At 32.6% G+C, this 18,327-nt stretch carries 18 protein-coding genes; 7 read left to right on the forward strand and 11 right to left on the reverse strand.

Translation table 11 applies throughout. From position 1 onward, the window contains the following. Positions 1-179: 179 nt before the first annotated feature. The gene (locus tag CHB81_RS17710) at positions 180-749 is read right to left on the reverse strand and encodes a DUF3109 family protein (protein WP_055093679.1); all 570 of its coding nucleotides are present in this window, start codon (positions 747-749) and stop codon (positions 180-182) included. 442 nt (positions 750-1,191) lie between these two features. On the opposite strand from CHB81_RS17710, the gene CHB81_RS17715 reads away from it, so the two are divergent. The 3 genes from CHB81_RS17715 (at position 1,192) to CHB81_RS17725 (ending at position 2,687) form a co-directional block, all read left to right on the forward strand. Beyond that, positions 1,192-1,770 carry a MarC family protein gene (locus CHB81_RS17715; RefSeq protein ID WP_089353180.1) on the forward strand — a complete coding sequence of 193 codons (579 nt, stop codon included), beginning with the start codon at positions 1,192-1,194 and terminating at the stop codon, positions 1,768-1,770. A gap of 105 nt (positions 1,771-1,875) precedes the next feature. Continuing rightward, positions 1,876-2,076 (forward strand): hypothetical protein, encoded by a 201-nt coding sequence (locus CHB81_RS17720; protein ID WP_017496183.1) that lies wholly within the window; start codon positions 1,876-1,878, stop codon positions 2,074-2,076. A 5-nt stretch (positions 2,077-2,081) separates the two neighbouring features. Then, on the forward strand, positions 2,082-2,687 hold the full coding sequence (locus CHB81_RS17725; RefSeq protein WP_089353181.1) for an FAD-dependent oxidoreductase: 606 nt from the start codon (positions 2,082-2,084) through the stop codon (positions 2,685-2,687). A gap of 446 nt (positions 2,688-3,133) precedes the next feature. Here the strand turns inward: CHB81_RS17725 and CHB81_RS17730 are convergent, their stop codons facing one another. The 5 genes from CHB81_RS17730 to CHB81_RS17750 form a co-directional block, all read right to left on the reverse strand. Beyond that, the gene (locus tag CHB81_RS17730; protein WP_089353182.1) at positions 3,134-3,451 is read right to left on the reverse strand and encodes a hypothetical protein; all 318 of its coding nucleotides are present in this window, start codon (positions 3,449-3,451) and stop codon (positions 3,134-3,136) included. Between the two features lie 72 nt (positions 3,452-3,523). Then, positions 3,524-3,889, reverse strand: a complete 366-nt coding sequence (locus tag CHB81_RS17735) for a nuclear transport factor 2 family protein (protein WP_089353183.1) — start codon at positions 3,887-3,889, stop codon at positions 3,524-3,526. 17 nt (positions 3,890-3,906) lie between these two features. Next, complete coding sequence (locus tag CHB81_RS17740; RefSeq protein ID WP_089353184.1) at positions 3,907-5,484, reverse strand: S41 family peptidase; 1,578 nt, start codon at positions 5,482-5,484, stop codon at positions 3,907-3,909. Then, the gene (locus CHB81_RS17745; RefSeq protein ID WP_089353185.1) at positions 5,485-5,916 is read right to left on the reverse strand and encodes a dCMP deaminase family protein; all 432 of its coding nucleotides are present in this window, start codon (positions 5,914-5,916) and stop codon (positions 5,485-5,487) included. Between the two features lie 5 nt (positions 5,917-5,921). Further along, positions 5,922-6,515: a HupE/UreJ family protein gene (locus CHB81_RS17750; protein ID WP_089353186.1), complete on the reverse strand. Its 594-nt coding sequence runs from the start codon at positions 6,513-6,515 to the stop codon at positions 5,922-5,924. Positions 6,516-6,684: 169 nt separating this feature from the next. On the opposite strand from CHB81_RS17750, the gene CHB81_RS17755 reads away from it, so the two are divergent. Further along, positions 6,685-7,116, forward strand: coding sequence for a TerB family tellurite resistance protein (locus CHB81_RS17755; protein WP_089353187.1), 432 nt, complete (start codon positions 6,685-6,687; stop codon positions 7,114-7,116). 94 nt (positions 7,117-7,210) lie between these two features. Here the strand turns inward: CHB81_RS17755 and CHB81_RS17760 are convergent, their stop codons facing one another. Together CHB81_RS17760 and fbp are read right to left on the reverse strand one after the other, a co-directional pair. Next, positions 7,211-7,750, reverse strand: coding sequence for a hypothetical protein (locus CHB81_RS17760; RefSeq protein ID WP_089353188.1), 540 nt, complete (start codon positions 7,748-7,750; stop codon positions 7,211-7,213). Between the two features lie 189 nt (positions 7,751-7,939). Next, positions 7,940-8,947, reverse strand: coding sequence for a class 1 fructose-bisphosphatase (gene fbp / locus CHB81_RS17765; protein WP_089353189.1), 1,008 nt, complete (start codon positions 8,945-8,947; stop codon positions 7,940-7,942). Positions 8,948-9,210: 263 nt separating this feature from the next. On the opposite strand from fbp, the gene CHB81_RS17770 reads away from it, so the two are divergent. Together CHB81_RS17770 and CHB81_RS17775 are read left to right on the forward strand one after the other, a co-directional pair. Further along, complete coding sequence (locus CHB81_RS17770) at positions 9,211-9,699, forward strand: GNAT family N-acetyltransferase (RefSeq protein ID WP_089353190.1); 489 nt, start codon at positions 9,211-9,213, stop codon at positions 9,697-9,699. 199 nt (positions 9,700-9,898) lie between these two features. Next, positions 9,899-11,158: an aspartate kinase gene (locus CHB81_RS17775; protein WP_089353191.1), complete on the forward strand. Its 1,260-nt coding sequence runs from the start codon at positions 9,899-9,901 to the stop codon at positions 11,156-11,158. A 102-nt stretch (positions 11,159-11,260) separates the two neighbouring features. On the opposite strand, the gene CHB81_RS17780 is transcribed toward CHB81_RS17775, so the two are convergent. Next, positions 11,261-13,684: a T9SS type A sorting domain-containing protein gene (locus CHB81_RS17780; RefSeq protein ID WP_176427543.1), complete on the reverse strand. Its 2,424-nt coding sequence runs from the start codon at positions 13,682-13,684 to the stop codon at positions 11,261-11,263. A 432-nt stretch (positions 13,685-14,116) separates the two neighbouring features. On the opposite strand from CHB81_RS17780, the gene CHB81_RS17790 reads away from it, so the two are divergent. Continuing rightward, positions 14,117-14,308, forward strand: a complete 192-nt coding sequence (locus CHB81_RS17790; RefSeq protein ID WP_089353193.1) for a DUF2007 domain-containing protein — start codon at positions 14,117-14,119, stop codon at positions 14,306-14,308. Between the two features lie 127 nt (positions 14,309-14,435). Here the strand turns inward: CHB81_RS17790 and CHB81_RS17795 are convergent, their stop codons facing one another. Next, a complete protein-coding gene (locus tag CHB81_RS17795) occupies positions 14,436-14,774 on the reverse strand; it encodes a helix-turn-helix transcriptional regulator (RefSeq protein WP_089353194.1) in 339 nt (112 codons plus the stop codon). A 1,280-nt stretch (positions 14,775-16,054) separates the two neighbouring features. Beyond that, positions 16,055-18,232, reverse strand: coding sequence for an outer membrane beta-barrel family protein (locus CHB81_RS17800; RefSeq protein WP_089353195.1), 2,178 nt, complete (start codon positions 18,230-18,232; stop codon positions 16,055-16,057). Between the last annotated feature and the right edge of the window lie 95 nt (positions 18,233-18,327).

The following is an 18,327-nucleotide window of genomic DNA, read 5'->3' on the forward strand; positions in this document are numbered from 1 at the left end:
TGTTGTAAATGAGTAATTTAATATTGTCATTTACACCTTAAGGGGCTGTAAAATATAGACTTTTTAGAATAAAAAGCAAGAAATTTTTAATTGTTTTTAAAAGTTTTTTTGAAGCGGCTTTTTGATTTTTTTGATCAAAAACAGAGTACTTCTCAGCAATGGTAATGGCTACCGAATTTTTAAGATTTTTTAAGTTCTTCGGCTACTTTTTCAAGCTCCAAATACCAGTCTTGGCCAAAGCGGCGAATTAGCGCTTCTTTGACAAATTTATACACCGGAACTTCTAATTCCTTACCTAAAGAACAGGCATCATCGCAAATATCCCATTTGTCATAATTCACAGCAGCAAATTCCGTGAAGTCTTTTACACGGATTGGGTATAAATGACAAGAAACAGGTTTTTTCCAATCTACGATTCCTTGATTATAAGCTTGCTCGATTCCGCAAAGTGCAGTTTTACCGTCAAAAATAACGTAAGCACAATCTTTATTATCGATTAGTGGCGTTTCAAGATCGCCATCAGTTCCTTTTACCCAGGTTCCTTGCGCTTCTATCGCAGCAATTCCTTCTTTACGTAAAAAAGGTTTTACTTTAGGATAAATTTCTTCCATGATTTTAGTTTCCGCTTCGCTCAAAGGCGCACCGGCATCTCCGTCAACACAGCAAGCTCCTTTACAAGCTGACAAGTTGCACACAAATTCTTTTTCAAGAATATCTTCTGAAATAATGGTTTTACCTAATTGAAACATGATAATAAAATACTGAAATTTATAAAGTGCAAAGATAGGCAAAGAAAGCAGATGATATGAGATTAAATTTTACTACACAGTTTGGACAGATTTTACCGCAGAGATACGCAAAGTTTTTTCGCAGAGATACGCAGAGTTAACTTCATTGGATGTTTTTTTTTAAGTCCACAAAGCTTTGAAATTTAATTTTCGCAAAGCTTATTAAAAAACTTTGTGTATCTCTGTGGTAAAACTCACAAGACTAATAAAATCTAAAAATTAACTTTGCAAAACTCTGTGAAAATCTTTGTGAATCTCCGTGGTAAAGCTATGAATTGTTACAAATATCACTTTTTTAATCAACCAAGCGTGTTTTTATAACAATAATACAATCTATCAAAAAAACACCTACCTTTATTATCTACCTTTGCACAAAATTTTAAACCCTTAAAATCAAAGTAATATGTTAGAAATCGACTTTAAAGAAATAATTACTGTTGGAATGGTTCTCTTTGCTGTAATTGATATCGTAGGATCTATTCCGATTATTGTGAATTTAAGAGCAAAAGTTGGACATATCGAATCTGAAAAAGCTTCAATTGTTGCAGGTCTTATTATGATCGTTTTTCTTTTTGTTGGAGAAGGTTTTTTAAGCCTTATTGGTATTGATGTGCATTCATTTGCCGTTGCGGGTTCATTTGTATTATTCTTTCTGGCTTTAGAAATGATTTTAGGAATCAGAATCTATCGTGACGAAGAACCAGGATCTGCTTCTATTGTTCCTTTAGCTTTTCCGTTGATTGCCGGAGCAGGAACGATGACTACTTTACTATCTCTTCGATCTCAGTTTCATACTATTAATATCATTATTGCCATTTTATTGAACATTATACTGGTTTATATTGTTTTAAAATCTTCTAAAAAAATCGAAACTTTATTAGGAGAAAACGGACTGGGCGTGGTTCGCAAGACATTTGGAGTTATACTTTTAGCAATTGCTGTTAAATTATTCGCTGCTAATGTTAAAGGTTTGTTTGTCTAACAATTATTTTTATAAATTTACCCCATAAAATTTCTAAAATATAACTTTAAGACAATTTTAAGTCTATAGTTTTACTTTATTATTTTAGGCAAACAAACAACCATTATGAAAATTTTTACTTCCATCTTAGTGCTTCTAGCATTAGCTTTAATTGTTTTTAACATTACGTTGCTAGACTTCAAAAATCCTTTTCAAGGGGATAGTGTAGTTGCTTTTATTGGAATTGCAGCTTCATTTTGTGCCGTATTAATTCTTTTGATTTTTAGAATCTCAAAAAGAATTGAAGAAAAAACAAACGGACGATAATACTTATGTATGACGTTTTAATTATTGGCGGAGGTGTTTCGGGCATGTCTTGTGCCTTAGTTTTAGGATCTGCCAAAAACAAAGCTTTTGTTACCGATAAAAAAATCGGAATTTTTACACATCAAAAAAGTTCTTCTTTACAAGAGGCAATTTTCTACAACGCTTATGGCATAACTCCAGGTAAATTAGGTTCAGAATTACTGGATGAAAGCACCGAACATTTAGCCGAAAGTTATCCGCACATTACACAAATACCAAACGAAAAAGTAGTTAAAGTTGAAGGTTCTTATCCTGAATTTACTGTAACCACCAATAAAGACTCCTATAAGACCAAAAATATTGTTATTGGGATTGGTTCTGCCAATACATTTGATATTGAAGGTTTAATGCAATATATCGAACCGCATAAAAAAGCACTTCCCGAAAAACAACGTATTCAGCTTAAAAACGACGATCACAAGGTAGCTGACGGCATTTATGTTGTTGGAACTTTAGCAGGCTGGAGAAGTCAATTGGCAATTGCTGCCGGAAGCGGTGCTGCTGTTGCTACAGATATTCTAACTTTATGGAATAATGGCGTTCAAACTCACGCGCACGATAGCATTCGATAAAATTTAAAAAACATTAAATTTTTAATTTACCATTAAGAGATTAAGTTTATTAAGCTTTGACGTTTGAAAAACTTAATAAATCGATCCCAAATCTTGTGGAGATAGAAAAAAAATTGCCCAGTCCCGATAGCTATCAGGAGCTAAGTTTTTTTACTCTTAGCTTTTATAAAGTATCCCGAAGCTCGGGACGTAAAGCTTTGTATTGATTTAGCTTTGCGAACTCTATGCTTTCTAAAGCATTCTTAGATAAAATCTTTGCGCTCTCTGCGGTAAAAAAAAATTACTGAGTATATTTCCACACCATTTAGCGTTGATCCAACTTAATACTAAAAATTAAAAAAAAATAAACTTTTATAAAAGATTAAACCATTAAGATATTAAGAAAATTTAGCCGCAAAGCTTAATAAACTTAATATCTTAATGGTTCAAAAAATTATGCTTAGTTTTTATTTAACCGAAACAATCTCCGTCACTCTGATGTGTTTTTCGTCATCAGTTTTCCAGATTTCTCCTTTTAATGAAACTACATCACCAATTTTTAATTGTTTGTAATTTTGAGGTCCGCCAAGGTTTACAATGCTGATTGTAGCAAAATACACTTCCTTAGCATCAGTAGAGATTTTAGCCGTATAACCGTCTTTTCCTGATTCGATTGAATCTACTTTACCTGTAACTGCATTATTACTGTTGCTTTTCATAGTCGCACAAGAAATTACAAAAGCCATTAGCATTGCTAAGAAACTTATTCTTTTTAGATTTTTCATGTTTTATTTTATTAACCGCAATCCCCCTATAGCTATCGGGACGCTAAGTTCTATTTTAAGGAATTATTAATTCTATTTCAATTCGACACAGCTACCGGCAATTACTTTCAGACTTTCGCTGAATTGTTTCCAAACTCTAATGTATTTAAAAACTCCATCTAACGGATTGTGATCGTAATTTCCTTTTAACAAAACAGTCACGGCAACTACAGCTATACCATCAATAATACTAATAATCTGATCCGAAGCTTCAAGTGTATCAATTTTCATTTTTCCGGAACGATAAACATTCAAATCAAACTCTTTCGTGATGGTTTGACCATCCGGTAAATTAAAGAGTAAATCATCATGAAGCATGTTCTCTAAAGCAGAAACATCAGCTTTTTTAATAGCGGTCAAAAGTTCAATCTCAGCATTTACAATGTCTTCTGTTTTCATAGAAAAATGAATTAAAATTACTTTTTCGGATTCAAAACTGCTTTAATCATCGCATCTTCTTTCAAAATCACATCATAATAATACAATTCGCCATACAATTGTCGGGCAAACTCTGCAGTAATATAACGGTTTACCAGCGCTTTTGTTTTATCTAATTTTAAGTCTAAACCTGTCACTAAAACATAGGCTTTAAACTTTTTGAAATACACATCAGAGGTTTTCATCTTATTTAAAAACTCATTAAAATGAAGTCCTGAAAAAGCATTTCGGTTTTTATCTAATTCTTCAAAAACAAAATGACCAACAATCCCTGTTTGAAGTAGATACGCAACATTTTCATTTCCGTGTTCTGCTTCCATTGGTACGAAAACATCTGGAACGATTCCGCCGCCGCCATAAACAATTTTACCTTTTGGAGTTTTAAATTTTAGAGAATCTGCAACCTTAATACTGTCTTTTGCATAAAGCTCCCCTGATTTTAAACGAGATTCTGATTCTTTAAAATATTCTTCGTTTCCTTTTTTGTATGGTTTCTGGATCGATCTTCCGGTTGGTGTATAATAACGAGCTACGGTTAATCTTACTGCCGATCCGTCGTTAAAATCCATTTCACGCTGTACCAATCCTTTTCCAAAAGAACGGCGTCCCACAATAATTCCGCGATCGTTATCCTGAAGCGCTCCAGCTAGAATTTCACTGGCAGAGGCACTATTTTCATTAATTAAAATATATACTTTACCCGTTTCAAAACTACCCGCTTTTGTAGCATAAGTTTTCTCAGTAGTACCATTTTTATTTTTGGTAAATACAATTAGCTGTTTGTCTTTCAAAAACTCATCGGCAACAGCAATAGCTTCTTCCATATATCCACCACCATTATCACGAAGATCTATTACTAAGGATTCAATTCCGTTTTGTTTCAATCTGTTTAAACCTGCTTTAAACTCATCAAAAGTAGTTTCTGCAAAGCGATTGATTTTAATGTAACCAATATTCTTTCCAAGCATTAAAGAAGCATCAACACTTTTTATCGGAATAATATCTCTTTTTACTTTAAACTTAAGTTTCTTTTGTTCAGATTTTCTAAAAACCGTTAATTCGATTTCGCTTCCTTGTTTTCCTTTTAGTTTCGAAAACAAACTATCAGATGGTAAACTTCTTCCAAATAACTTCGTTTTTCCGGCAAACAAAATTCTGTCTCCAGATTTTATTCCGGCTTTCGCCGAAGGTCCGTTTTCGATAGGTTTTATGATCGCAACAGAATCTTTATACATATAAAAATTGATTCCGATACCTACGAAATCACCTTTCATACTTTCAGCAACTTCAGCCTGTTCCGTTGGCGGAATATATACAGAATGCGGATCTAATTTTGAAAGGATATTATCTACTGTTAAGTTTACAATAGAATCTGTATTGATGCTATCAACATATTCGTTATTGATAAAATCAATCAGTTTATTCAGCTTGGTTTTAGAGTAATTTTTAGCCAACAACTGATCATCAACGGGCGCATTCATCCTGCTTCCGAGTACGGTTCCGAGAGCAAAAACAGCTCCGATAACGATTGGCAAATATTTTGGATTAAATTTCATTTACTCTTCTAAAACAGGAATATGTTCAACCTCAACACCGGCTTTTAATAAAAACTGAATCCCGGAATCATCACGATATCCGTTATGATACACCACTCTTTTTATTCCGGATTGATGAATCAATTTACTGCATTCCTTGCAAGGCGAAAGCGTGATATATAACGTTGCTCCTTCGCAGGACTGAGTTGACCTGGCCACCTTTAAAATCGCATTTGCTTCAGCATGCAAAACATCCCAACGTGTTAATCCGTCTTCGTCTTCACAGCAATTTTCAAATCCGGATGGCGTACCGTTGTATCCATCAGAAATAATCATTCTATCTTTTACGATAATTGCTCCAACTTGTTTTCGCTTGCAATACGAGAGTAAACTCCACTCTTTTGCTATGCGCAAATACGCTTTATCGTATTTATTTAATTTCTTTAGCTTCATTTAATTTATCTGTTCCAAATTGGGCTTTCGATAATCATTGGAATCACAACTCCTATAATAAAAGCCGACATTACAAGCGCCCAATCCCGTTTTGAAAAACGAAAGACCGTTTGTACAATATATGATATAACCAGGACCACAAAAACTACAACTAATTGTGCAACTTCAATACCTAGTGCAAATTCTCCTAAAGGTAGTAATTTTGACGTTGGTGAACCTCCTAAAATTGTCTTAAAATAATTCGAGAATCCAAGTCCGTGTATAATCCCGAAAAACAAGGTTACAAAAAAGACCAAATTCACACCGTCATTCTTAGATGTTTTACCCGCTGTAAGGAGGTGAAAAAAGGCTGTTATTAAAATCGTAATCGGAATTAAAAATTCAACAATATTTACTTTTATGGCAATAATTCCATAAACAGAAAGCAATAAAGCTAAGGTGTGTCCTACTGTAAAAACAGAAACCAAAAGCAAAATGCGTTTCCAGTCCTTAAACAAATAAGGAACTGTTAATGCTATTAAAAAAAGAACATGATCGTAAGCATGGATATCTAAAACGTGTTTTAATCCTATTTGAAAATAAATCCAAAATTCTGACATAGGTATACTACTATTAAATGATTAGGGGTTGTAAACTTACGATTTTATTTGAAAAAGTAATTAAGTCCAACTTTAAATCAAGGGATAAAAATAAGTTAAATTTTATGAGAACTTTAAAATTAATAATTTAAAATAAAAATTATCTTTGCAGGATAAAAAAACTATAATTATGTCATTTTCAGATTTATTTGATAGCGAATTCAAACAAAGAAACAAAGGTCACTTTTCAGCTATTGTTCGTGTAGCATTAGCAGACGGAATTGTACATCCTGAGGAAAAGAATTTCTTAGATAAATTAGCTTCACGTTTAGAAATTTCAGAAACTGAGTATGAAGAAATTCTTAACGATCCATTAAAATACCCAATCAACCCACCTTATTTACATGTTCAGCGTTTAGAGCGTTTGTACGATCTAACAAGAATGGTGCATGTTGATCATCATCTTGAAGACCAACAAGAAGTAATGTTAAGAAAATTAGGAATTGCATTAGGATTTACTCCAAGCAACGTAAACCATATCATAGCAAAAGCATTATCATTAGTCGACAAAAAAGTAGACGGTGATACTTTTGTTTATGAAATGCAACACATGCATAAATAATAGAAAAAAGCTCCTTACGGAGCTTTTTTTAATCTTACAACTAAGATATTTTTTATCTACCATTAAGATATTAAGAGTCATTAAACTTAATTATCTAATTTAGATTATTCTGAATAGTAAAAACTCCTGCATTTATTTTTTCTTTTACTTCTGTAAATTCAAATTTGCCGTTAAATCCGCCTTTAAAACTAACTTCTGCATTTTTAACAATATCAAATGCTGTCACAGGATTAGTAAACTCAAAACCGAACTTAGAATTACCTAAATCTGTAACTTTTAAGGTGTACCCTAGTATAGAATATCTTGTTTTTGATGTTACGAATTCAGAACTTACTAAAAGTTCATCTGCAGTTCCTGGTCCAAAATCATAGATTCCATTCAAATCTTTTTGAGAAGAAGGAAAAGAAATATCAATATAAAATTTTTCGTTATTTTTTTCGTCAGAAATTACAAATCGAACTTTTTTCTGTGACTCAAAACTTGCCGTTTGATAAAAATAAATCCCTTTAGTAGGTTTAAAACTCACTCCATCAATAACAATTGTCGAAGTCACCCCTCCTTTATCATCCAAATCTGATGAACATGAAGTTACAAAGCCTGATATCACCAAGAGTAATAGCACAATTTTTCTCATAAATATTTTTTTTCTAAATTATACAAAAAACTCAAATTGTACACTTTTTGATTTTTTGCAGTCGTCGTTTACCTTTTTAAAACTGATACTAATATCAAAATATAAACCCGACAGGTTTTATCCCGAGGTTTCGGGACTGTCGGGTTTGAACTGTAACTAAAAACTAAGACTGAAAACTAAGACTGAAAACTACTCAGCTTCTGCCATAAACTCTTCTGCTTTTTCTACCATATTATAACTTCCGCAGAAAAATGGAACTCTTTGATGTAACTCTGTTGGTTGGATTTCCATAATTCTTCCAAAACCGTCTGTTGCTTTTCCTCCTGCTTGTTCTGCAATAAACGCCATCGGATTACATTCATATAATAAACGTAATTTCCCTTTTGGTGCTTTTGAACTTGTTGGATATAAATAAATTCCGCCTTTAATCATATTTCGATGAAAATCAGAAACCAAACTTCCAATATATCTTGAAGTATATGGCCTGTCTTCTTCTTCGCGCTGACAATATTTAATATAGTTTTTTACGCCTTGCGGAAAATGAACATAATTTCCTTCGTTTACCGAATAGATATTCCCATCCTTTGGAAATTTCATATTAGGATGTGATAAATAAAATGTTCCGATAGCCGGGTTTAATGTAAATCCATTTACGCCATGACCTGTGGTGTAAACCAACATCGTCGAAGTTCCATAAATTACATATCCTGCTGCTACCTGATTAACTCCCGGTTGTAAAAAATCCTCGCTCGTTACCGGAGTTCCAATTGGTGTAATTCTTCTGAAAACTGAAAAAATAGTTCCCACAGAAACATTTACATCAATGTTTGAAGATCCGTCAAGCGGATCCATTAAGATCACATACTTATTATTATGACTGTTGTCGCTCCCCTGAACAGTGATAAAATCGTCGTTTTCTTCTGAAGCAATTCCACAGACAATCTCACGGTTTATTAACGTCTGGATAAATACTTCGTTTGCATATACATCTAATTTTTGCTGGTCTTCGCCCTGAACATTTTGCTCGCCTGCAGCGCCAATGATGTCGACTAAACCAGCTTTGTTAACTTTATAGTTTACGACTTTTGCCGCCAAACGTATAGAGTTGATAATTCGGGAAAGCTCTCCCGACGAATACTGAAATGCTTTTTGGTTCTCAATAATAAACTCTCCTAGTGTTTTATTGCGTTCTTCCATTACTATATCGTTGTAGATTTATTTTTAAGTCACAAATATCGTTTTTTTTGTGAGAATGATTTAAAAATTATTTTGTTAGTTTGCTACTATTGTATATTTGCTAATTAAAGTCAAAAAGTACACACAAAAAACATACTTTTTTAGCTTATAACTAATTAATAATAAGAATATATGAAATTGCTATAGAAGATTGTTGGTGCAAACAAACATCTTAAAAAAGAAAGCAATACTATATAGGATTATAAAAATAAATTGCACATAATATGAATATTAGAAAAGGAAATCCCGAAGACATGAAATCGGTTTTAGGATTAATACAGGAGCTGGCAATATTCGAAAAAGAACCTGATGCCGTTGTAATAACTGAAGAAGATTTAGTTCGCGACGGTTTTGGCGAAAAACCATTGTTTCATGTTTTTGTAGCAGAAATTGAAAACGATAAACAAGAAAAAGAAATCGTTGGAATGGCAGTGTATTATTACCGCTATTCTACCTGGAAAGGAAAAACAATACATCTTGAAGACTTGGTTGTAAAAGAAAAGATGCGTGGTACCGGATTAGGATCTGCACTTTATTCTGAGATTATGAAACAAGGAAAAAGAGACAACGTTAGAAGAATAGACTGGAATGTTCTGGATTGGAATACTCCGGCAGTTAAATTCTATGAGAATTCAGGCGCAAAGATTCTCGAAGAATGGAGAGTTGTGCAAATGGATGAAAGCGGAATTAATACGTTTTTAGAAAAATTATAAAAAATATTTGCCACTCCCGATAGCTATCGGGATATTAAGATTAAAATGATTTTAAAATCTGCGGATAGTTCGCCACGAATTTCACGAATTGGCACGAATTAAATTAGTGAAAATTTAGGGAATTCGTGGCAAAAAAATAAAACAAGATTTCATTCAAACCCCGAATCTGAAATCTAAAACCTGAAATCTAAAATTAAAAATGAGAGTATTTAAATTTGGTGGAGCATCTGTAAAAGATGCCGATGGAATTAAAAACGTATATGACGTTTTACAAAAAGTAGGTTACGAAGATGTGATTTTGGTAGTTTCGGCTATGGGAAAAACTACAAATGCTCTTGAGGTTGTTATCAAGAATTATTTTGATAAATCAGCAGAGTTAAATTCTTCTGTACAAGAAATAAAAAAATATCACAATCAAATCTTATTAGATTTATTTGAAGATGAAAAACATGCCGTTTTTACTGCTGTAAATGCTCAATTTTCAGAGTTAGAATACTTTTTGGCACATAATAAATCTCCTAATTACAATTTTGTTTACGATCAGATTGTGAGTTTTGGAGAATTAATTTCGACTACTATTCTAAGTCATTTCATGAATTTTATGGGAATCCAAACGCAATGGCTGGATGTTCGTAATTTTATTAAAACAAACGCAAATTACAGAGATGCCGAAGTTGACTGGGAAACTACGCAACAACTGATCAGTAAAAATGTAAAACGCAAAATATTAAACATCACTCAGGGATTTTTAGGTGCCGACGAAAACAACTTTACAACAACTCTTGGCCGTGAAGGTTCTGATTATACTGCGGGAATTTTTGCTTATTGCTTAAATGCCGAAAGTGTTACAATCTGGAAAGACGTTCCTGGAGTTATGAATGCCGATCCGCGTTATTTTGAAAATGCTAGTTTGCTAAATCAGATTTCGTATCGTGAAGCAATCGAATTGGCCTTTTATGGTGCAACGGTTATTCACCCAAAAACATTACAGCCGCTACAGAAAAAAGAGATTCCGTTGTATGTAAAATCTTTTATCAATCCATTATTAAAAGGAACTTGTGTTTCTAAAGGTGTTGATTTAGAGCCGCAATATCCTTGTTTTATTGTAAAAAGAAACCAGCTTTTGATTTCGCTTTCATCAATTGATTTCTCTTTTATAATGGAAGAAAATATCAGTGAGATTTTTGCTTTATTCCATGAATTCAAAATCAAAGTAAACTTAATTCAGAATTCTGCTATTAGTTTTTCTGTTTGTGTTGAAGATAAATTTGAAAACTTCAGCGAATTGAATGCAATACTTTCTAAAAAATTCAAAGTAGATTATAGCGAGAATGTAACTTTATACACCATTCGTCACTTTACAGAACAAGCTGCTCAAACGGTTGAAGACAATAAAGAAGTTTTACTAAAACAAGTGAGTAGAGAAACCATGCAAATTGTGACTAAAGAGATTAATTAGTTTTAGACAGGTTATATTATTAAATTCAGCATAAAAAAATAAAGGTCTCACCAAAAAGTGAGACCTTTATTTTTTTAATCAACCAATTCAAAAAAGGTATTTTTATTTTATAATTTTTACAACACCTGATTTTCCGTTGCTGGTTTTTACTTTTACCAATAATACACCATGTTGATTTGATAAATCATCAGAGAACAATGTCACAGTATTATTTGAAACCGTATACATATCCTGCTTTATCAATTTCCCTAATAAATCATAAACCTGAATATTAACCAGAGTTCCGTTTGTATAATCAGGCAGTTCTAATACCACATAATCTTTCATTGGATTAGGATGCGCTTTTACAGAGAATATTTGAGTATCATTCTTAAATTCGTTATCAGAAATCCCAAGATTTGCATTGTTGTCGGTGTAAACAATTCCTCTTCCTACGGTACTCATATAAACCCTACCAAAAGTATTCATATCACCAATTACAAAATTACCATTTCCTGTTCCGCCAAACTCATATGCATCATCATTTACACGAAGCCATGTAATACCCTCATCAATAGAACGAAACACACCGGTAACTCCATTTACTGTTCCCCAAATATATATAGAAGGATATGTTTTTCCAGAAGCTGCTTTACCAATACCTACAGCTGACGCAGCTGTTACATTTGCTGAAGGAACAACAAAAGTCAGACCACCATCAATTGAACGTTTTAAACCGCCGCCACTCATTGCAATCCAGATGTGTCCTGCATTACCCGGAACAGTTCGAATTAATTGTGAACCTCCTGAACCGGCATTACCTGCAGAAGCAAAATTAACCCCTCCATCAGTACTAATCATCATTAATCCTGTTGGCTGATCATAAACATAAAACTTATTATTGGTTACCTGATCAGAAACCGGGATTGCATCCTTAACACTTATACCTTTACAGATTGTCCATGTAGTTCCGTTATCAACAGAACGATATGTACTTGTTGAACCGGCGGGACAATGCAAAATGGTATTACCATCATAAGACAAGGCTGCCCTTCCTTTTTGTCCCATTAAGGCCGCTGTAGTTTTGGCCCATGTTGCACCTTGATTTCCAGAATAATACATGAACTCCCCTAACCTCACAATTTTGTTTGTGTTTCCTGCAGCATACGAAATAGAAGTTGAAGTACCCATAGTCGGAGCATGTTGCGGAGCAAAAACAGTTACATCTGTATGTTTAAATCCGTCAAAATCACCAATTACACTCATTAGCGGACCAGATGGAATACTTATTAAATCTAAAGGAACTGATTCTTCAATACCGATTGCATCAAATTTCCAGGTAGTTTTAACTGCATTAATATCATCACAAGTAAAAAGTCCGTTTCCTGAAACAATACTTGCCTGAGCTGTATTTGCCGGGTTAAATTTAAAATCTGTTGCCCAATGTATTGACTGACCGCTAACCCATGTACAACCATTAGTTTCAAAAGAAAATCCGGAATTACCAACTAAATCTCTCCAATTAGTTCCTCCATCTGTACTTACATAAAAATGATCCCCATATACAGCTGTCCCTCCAGGAGTGGTATATTGAAACGACCATGTGTTTGTCGTTGAAGCGATTAATCGTTGTGGATTTGTCGGATCTACATCAATACCTCCAAACGGCCTTGTAATACCAGCCGGCGTAATGTCTGTAAAAATTCCTGTACTGCTTAATTTTGATATTTTTCCCTGGGTTCCGTTCCATGGTCCTTCAAAGTCAGCATAAGTAATCAATAAAGATCGATTTGAATCTAAAACAGCACGCTGCGGCATATAAGATGTTGTGGCTCCTGAAACAGCAGTCCAACTAATTCCGCCATCAAGACTTTTGTATAGATTAGAGGCTCCAACTTGTGAAACCCCAGCATAAATAGTTTGTGTTTTACCTCCTGAAACAGAAGCCGGATCCAAAACAACAAAACATACCCCATTTGCATTTGAAGTTGTCGTAACTGGAAAACCTGACAACTTATTCCAAGTCAAACCGGCATCAATACTTTGAAAAATACCATTGTTTCTGGTTCCACAATAAATAATATTCGAATTATTTGGATCAACAGCTAAACGTTCCCCATTCGAACGCCCCATACCATTACCGTGTGCTTTAAATTTAGAAGTCACTTCAATTTCGGTAAATGTATTTCCTTTATTTGTGGATTTTAAAATAGCCGTTTTTCCATTATTAAAATAACTGGTTCCAACCAATAAGTAGACCACATTATTATTTTGTGGATCTATTGCCAGTGATTCAACGCCAAAATAACCAACCTGATCTATACTTAGCCAATCCAGCAAAGAGATCCATTTTTTGTTCGCAGCATCCCATCTGTAAGCACCGCCAACATCAGTTCTGGCATATTTTAAATCTGCATCATTTTTACTGGTAATAATTCCAGAGACAAAACCTCCTCCACCTATCTGAACATTCTTCCACACATTTTGTGTTTTTCCTGACAAGGAAGCCAGAAGCAATAAAAAAAGTAAAAAATAGTTTTTCTTCATTTTAGTAATCATTTAAATTATGGTTTAAGTAAATTCTTAGATCAAAAATATTCTCAATTGACTATCAAAAATATTTTATCTTAACTTATGGTTAAATCGACAACAAGTATACATTTTTATTTTTTAAATAAAAAGAACATTCAAAAACGTAACAATTAAAAAATATAATTTATGCATTTATCAAAGCAAAACTTATAATAAAAAAACGGATTACAATAACGAACCCTCCGAAGAAACCAAAAACAAATGGCATAACGATCCAAATAATTGGATTTGGGGAATTTTTATTACAATCTTGAAGATAAAAGACTCTTCCCAAAAAAAAAGAACAAAACAAATGGGATTCACAATTAACTTTGTTAATCCCAATTCTGTTTTCTTTGCAGTAATATTTATACTTATTTTATACATTATATCAACACAGATATAATCATGATAGAAATTTTCAGAGGCTCGTATATTGAAACAATGAATATTAAAAATTTATTAGAAAGCAACGACATTTTAGTTTTTACTGCAAATGAATACATCTCGAGCATTCAGCCATGGTCTGTTTCTGTAGGAGGTAATGATGCTGCAATTCTAAAAGTACAAGAAAAAGACCTGGGGGAAGCTAAAAAATAATAGTAGATTATAAGCATGGAAAATATAGTTTGGATCTATAAAATTGCATTTTTACAGGTAGGTTTAATTCCTACAATACTAATTAAAGAGTATCTTTTTAAGGCTTTACATATTTGTAGAGCCTTTTTTAGTTTTTACCCTTATTCAAATTTCTAATAATTGTCTTAAGATCATCAATTTGTAACTCATATCTTTTTATAATTTTTCTATAAACACTAAGCATTGCAATTTCGGTTAAGCGTTCTGTATTCCTCGCAGATTCCGTTTCGTCTTTCACCAAATCTTCCGGATTTATTTCAAAAACCTTACAAATTTTATTAAAATAAGTTGCCCACGAAGTGCTTTCCCCCCTTTCCATACGTGCGTATGTGGATTGCGATATATGTAAACAGTCAGCAACTTCTTCCTGAGACATATTTTTTGCCTTACGCCATTGTTTTAGTCTATTTCCTATGGTTACATTCATAATTTAACTCTTTTACCGTTATAAACATAAGAAATATTTTACAATTTTATAAATAAAAGAATTAAATAACCGAAAATCGACTTAGACTTACTTGAATTACATTGTAAGTTAATCCCACCAATAATTCAAAAGAGAAAAGCATGTCAACCTTTAGTAAATTAATGATAAATCTTTATTTAATACTTTGTATTCTTTGGATAGGCTTTGGAATTTACGAGATTATAATTTTTGGATTTTCTTCTGGAAAAGATTCTTTTCTTGGCTTTGGTCGAATCATATAGGGATCAATACCCGCATATATTATATATCGCAGATTTTATAAGAAAAAGAAAAACTGAATTACCCGAATTCCGACTTAAAATAACCGATTTTTGCATAAGGATAACTTCACGTAGCTTACAACTTTGTTTAACTAGCTAAATTATAATTCTATGAAAAATTTAATTATTTACTATTTCCAAATTTTATTACCACTATCTTTATTATGTTTCTTTGCAAAGCAAAATGATTCTGTGATGTTTGCTGTATTACTGATATCTTATTACATCTATAGAATATTCACTGATTATTACAGACTACAAAAAAAAATGTCATACAGAAAAATGATTTCTTGTTCTTTATAATTCCTTTATGGAATATCAAATATTTTAAGGAATTATACTTTGAGAACTAACGGCATTTTATACAATAAATAAACCATGAATAAAAATAACCTTTTTATACTTGTTACCAAAATAAGTATAGCCCTCGTGCTGTATTATATATTTATAGCCAGAAATTTATTTGACATGATAACACCTACAATAGTTCTAATTACTATAGGTTGTATTTATTATAATAAACAAAATAAAGAAAATCAGTAGTAGCAATTAGTTATTAGAGCGCTAACACTGAAATTAGTATGATCACTGAAAAAAGCAAACTGTTTGCCTCTTATTTATTTTTTCTATTTGCAATTTCATTATGTCTATTATATCAATTTGATAAAATTGATTTTAATCCGTGGCTTCCAACATTACTATCCATCCTTCTTGTTTTATATAAAAGCTATCTGTTTTGCAAAAAGACAAAATAATTTATTTCAGTAATTCACTCGTCACTTTACAGAACAAGCGGCTCAAACGGTTGAAGAAAACAAAGAAGTTTTACTAAAACAAGTAAGTAGAGAAACAATGCAAATTGTAACTAAAGAGATCAATTAATCTTCTTTAAAAGTTAATTATATTAATTCAATATATTCCTAAAAAGGCTTTACGTGATGGTAAAGCCTTTTTTATTATCTACCTCGCTCTATTATTCTCCGTTTGCTCCAATTCTGATTTCTTGTAATTTATTTTCTTCGAATTCCCAAAACTATACGTTGCAATAAACCTAAAGTAGTTGGTTGTGTAGGTTCTATGATAATATATTTGAGTTTGTCCCACGTTATAATCTCCGGAAACCATAAAGTCATGAAAGATATCATTTGCAGTGAAATTCAGTTTAAAAGCATCTTTAAGAAAATTTCGTTCAATTCCTAAGGTTACTGTCGATCTGCTGTTATCGCTTCCTAAACCATAACTTCTATCTCCCAAATACCACGCAAGTAGTTGAATTTTAAAAAGATTCGGAATTGTGAAGGTATTATTCGAATACAAATATAGTTGTGGTTTTACAGGTCCTAAAGCATACGAATATTTATTGTCGAAAGATTTGGTTAAATTCATACTTACTGTATTAGTAGAAGTCCACCATTTTGCTGTAAATGATTTTGAAACTGAAGCGAAATAGACCTGTTCTTTTTCTCTATTCAAAGATCTTAAAATATAACTATTGGGAGTATCACCTCTCAAAGCTGCTCCTGAAATAGGATCAGTTTTATAAGTAAACCCTATTTTAAAATCAAATTTCCTGTACATAGCACCAACTTCAAATGCATGAACTTTTTCCGGAAGTAAATTAGGATTTCCTTCGATAGTCGTAAACGGATCCTGATAAATAACATACGGATTCAGTGCCTGATATCTTGGTCTAGTAATTCTTGACACATACGAAAAATGAGCTTTCCAATTTTCAGAAAAATTCATATTTAAAAGTAAATTAGGAAAGAGATTTCCATAACTTTTTTCGAATTTTTGAATCCCGTTGGCACTAGTATACAAATTATATTTCGTCCACTCGCCTCTTACGCCAACAGAAAAATCAAACTTCTTGCCAATTGAACTTCCATAATTAAAATAGGCTGCTCCAATACGTTCCTGATATTTAAAATCACTCGAGAGTTCCTCATCAAACTCAAAATTCATATCATCTGCATCTGCAATCAAAAACTCTGTAGCTGATTTTATAGTCGCAAAACTATATTTAGCTCCCGTTTCTAATCTGGTATTTTCTTTAATTTTTTTAGAATAATCAACCTGTGTGGCGATTATATTTATGGTATTGCCAACATTATTCTTAAGATACTTTTGCGTATTAACGTCATCAACTAAACCATTTTCATCAATAAAATCTTTTACAGTTCCGTTATAATTCGAATATTGTGATCCTATAAATAATGACGAGCCTTGTTTATCTGTTATGGCATTATAATTTAAATTCACAAACTGATTTAGCAAAACATCATTTTTATCAATATCAGTGGCATAAAAACTATTTCCTGAATTATTCGTTATCGAATTTCGACTTTCGACAACTCCGCCTAAATCTTCGATATTACCACTATAAGCAAGCGAGATATAATTCTTTTCAGAAAAAGTATACTGCAAACCAAAACCAAAATTAGAATAATTATTAAACTGACGTTTCCAATCTGTGGTCAATTCTGACCTCATAAATTCCTCAGGATTCGGTCGCGTTCTGGTTGTGTATAGCAGCTCTCTACCTTTTCCTAATTGCAAACCATAATTTGTAATAAAAGAAAACTTTCCTTTTGTGTAATTAAAATCGAGTAATGTATTGGTACTAGTTCCAGCAAATTTAGAAACGGTTACTTGCTGAGTAGCTGTTCCCATAACTCCGTTTTCGATATTTTTTTTGGTAATAATATTAATTACTGCTTTTCCCTCGGCATCATATTTTGCCGAAGGATTTGAAATTACTTCAATTCTTGAGATTTGCGAAACTGGAATTGCAGCAAATCGTTCATAATTAATCAATATTCCGTTAAGATAAATTATGGCTTCTCCTTTTCCAAGTACACTAATTTGCCCTTCAGCAACAATTACATTTGGGACTCTGCCTAATAATTCATTTACAGAACTACTTGTCGAAAGCAATGTATTGGCGACATTGACATCGATGTTTCCGTTTGAAGAATACTTCACTAATGATGTTTGTTTTTTAATAACAACCTCATTTAACTCATTATTCTTATTGGCGACTTTATCTGAAATAATTTGTGCCGTTTGTGCATTTGTTCCTGTCGAATACAAAAACAGACTGTAAATAGAAAGGAGAACTGAAACTGGGAATTTCATAAATTTTAGCGATTATAAATTTGACTTTTAAATGACAAAAGTCAATCGAAAATTGCTAAATGAAGTCTCCAAAATGGAAATCAGGAGTACAGATT

Source organism: Flavobacterium sp. ov086, from assembly GCF_900187965.1.
Taxonomy (GTDB): Bacteria; Bacteroidota; Bacteroidia; order Flavobacteriales; family Flavobacteriaceae; genus Flavobacterium.